The sequence below is a fragment of the Anaerotignum sp. genome, assembly GCF_045122575.1.
Taxonomy (GTDB): Bacteria; Bacillota; Clostridia; order Lachnospirales; family Anaerotignaceae; genus Anaerotignum_A.
In genome coordinates this window covers 1-2,573 of sequence record NZ_JBGVHV010000072.1, presented here as the reverse complement: position 1 = coordinate 2,573, position 2,573 = coordinate 1, and the positions used below count along the sequence as shown (strand labels likewise).

Below are 2,573 nucleotides of genomic sequence, written 5' to 3'. Positions count from 1 at the left end.
CATCCCTTCCGCCAGTTCCATCTTCTGGATACTGTAATCCTCATAGGTTTTCCAATAATAGACACCCTTTTCCAGATCACAGCAGGAAGTATAGAGCGTGATTTCATATCTGCCGTCACCCAGATGGACGCAGCCCCTCTGCTGTTCCACCGCCCCAAGGATATGGAAAAACTGGCTGATATCCTCCGCCTCTGCGGAAAAGGCATTGGCTCTCACAAAGGCCGCCCGCACAAACCGAGACACGGAACTGAGATCTCCCGGCAGACCCAATGCACCCATACCGCGGCTAAAGGGTTTCAGCTCAATTTTTTCAGAAAAGCGGTTCTTCGGTTCCTCCTTCGTCAAGCTCAGATACTGATGCAGATTTTGCAGATGAAAGGGAAAGGGAGGATCATTGGTCAGCACGCCCACGGGGTTTTCATAGACATGAAGCCCATTGGCCATGGATTCCACCACAAGGGAACGTTCCCTGTCAGCGATCATCCAATGGAGGGGACTGGGGGGAAGTTCTTCACTAAAAGGCACATCCGTCAAGTTCAGGCGAAACAGCAGTTTTTCTGCCTCCGAAACAGAACTGCACTGACCCAGAATCCACGGGATCAATCCCCAGCTGGGGATATTGTCCTTTCCTGCCACTGACCCATGATAAACCGCATTTTCACCGAACAACAGCCCTGCCATAGCCAGTCCTTTCTCATTCATAGCGTCATAATACAAAGGGTAGTCATCCGAAATATGCGCCATGCCGATGATGGCATGATGTTTTTGCAGCATCTGCCCTTCAGGAAAACGAAAAGGGAATGCTCTTCGGGTCATCACCACGCTTTCCCCGAAGGAACGGTCATAATCCAGATTTCTGCCAAAATATCGATTTTTATAAGTCACCGCCGTACACATAAAAAAACCTCCTTTTGGATTATCTTTCCCAAAAGAAGGTTTTTCATTAAAAGCTATATGTAATTGCAAAGGACACGGCTCCCGTTTCCGGAGGAGCAATGATACCGGGGGACAGATAGAAGGCAATGCCGTCTTCTGTCAGATAAAAATCTACCTGATCCAGATTTTTCTCCAGTTTCTTTTCCACATTGCTGTAGAAAGCATCGGGATCCTTATCGGCCAGCGCCAGGAAAGACACCGTCCAGAGATATTCCAGATCCTCTCTGGAGTCGGAAACCAGATCATCCAGATCCACTTCTTTGCCCGTTGTCAGGTCATAGGTATGGGAGAAATACTGGACAGATTCTTCTTCCCCATCGTAAGAAGACACCGCCGCCAGGAAGGATGCATATCCATCCTGTTCCCGCATCAGGGTATAGGTGCCCATATAGTAGTAGGGACGGAAACCGTCGGGATTTTCCGCATATTCCCGCAATGCTCTTTCGCCGTAAGCCTGCAGGAAGCCTTCCCCCTGACCATAGGTTTCATTGGCCATGTCGCCGTTGATAGAGGTTCTGCCGCTGCCCACCGTCACTTCGTCACAGCGCAGTTCCGCATTCAGCACCACTGTACCATCAGGGGCAGTCACCTTAGAGGCATAGCCGCCGCTCATGGGGGTATCCTGTTCTTCATACACAGGTTTATCTGTAGGTTTTGCTGCCGGCGTACCGTCAGATGTGATATCCACAATATAATCGATACCGTCCCATGCCACATCGCAGCCAAGGCTTTCCGCCACGGCCCGCAGGGGTACCAGCGTACGGTCATTGATGATCTGAGCAGGCACGGGCATGGTATAGGTCAGTTTTCCATTCTTATACAGCTCTGCCTTCCCGATCTGAAACAGGATCACGTCCGTTCCATGGACTGCCGTTACGCTCTGACTGGGTTCATCCCAGAAAACCTCTGCATCCAGCGCTTCAAAAATACGACGCAGGGGTACCAGCGTACGGTCATCCTTGATGATGGGCTGCTGGTCAAAATTTACCTGTACCTGATCCACAAAAACCGTGATAGGCGGATGGGCAAAGGCAGGCACGCAGAACAGCAGCGATGCCAGAAGCCCCAACAGTAATTTTTTCATAACCATCACCAGACCATTACTTGTTATTTTTCAGATATTCTTCCGCATGGGCAGCCGCCAGACCTGCACATTCTGTGATCATCGCCATGCAGTTTTTCTTTCTTGCCTTGCCTTCCCATTCGCCGTGAGGATTAGAAAGTTCGGAGCAGATCAGTGTGCCGTATTTTTCTTCCATTTCATGCACCATTTTGCCCACAACGGGATAAATACCCTGCTGCAGTTCCTGCACACGTTCTGCCATAGTTTCTTTGCCCATGGGATTTTCTCTGCCTACGATGGAGCTCAGCGCCATAACTGCGCCTGTGATAGCACCGCAGGTATTTTTTGTGTGACCCATGCCGCCGCCGAAAGCTGTTGCCAGTTTTACTGCTTCTTTGGGCAGACCTGTTTCAAAATTGTTCAGGAATGCTGTCATCACACATTCAGAGCAATTCAGACCATTTCTGAAGCAGCCTTTTGCTTCTTCCTGTACTTTTTCCACTAATGTCAGTTCTTTATTTTCTTCCATGGTTAAAATCTCCTTCCATTGGGTGATTTCGATAAATTTCTACAT

At 49.4% G+C, this 2,573-nt stretch carries 3 protein-coding genes; all 3 read right to left on the bottom strand.

The annotated features are described in order from the left end of the window. Positions 1-897: choloylglycine hydrolase (bsh, locus tag ACJMLT_RS03350; protein WP_405726576.1), on the bottom strand; the 897-nt coding region annotated here is incomplete at its 3' end. 46 nt (positions 898-943) lie between these two features. Then, a complete protein-coding gene (locus ACJMLT_RS03345; protein WP_405726573.1) occupies positions 944-2,020 on the bottom strand; it encodes a stalk domain-containing protein in 1,077 nt (358 codons plus the stop codon). A 16-nt stretch (positions 2,021-2,036) separates the two neighbouring features. Then, the gene (locus tag ACJMLT_RS03340; protein WP_405726571.1) at positions 2,037-2,528 is read right to left on the bottom strand and encodes a C-GCAxxG-C-C family protein; all 492 of its coding nucleotides are present in this window, start codon (positions 2,526-2,528) and stop codon (positions 2,037-2,039) included. Positions 2,529-2,573 lie beyond the last annotated feature (45 nt).

Bases quoted from the DNA above. Each gene is read 5' to 3' on its own strand.
- ACJMLT_RS03345 (WP_405726573.1), bottom strand. From the start codon at position 2,020: ATGAAAAAATTACTGTTGGGGCTTCTGGCATCGCTGCTGTTCTGCGTG.
- ACJMLT_RS03340 (WP_405726571.1), bottom strand. From the start codon at position 2,528: ATGGAAGAAAATAAAGAACTGACATTAGTGGAAAAAGTACAGGAAGAA.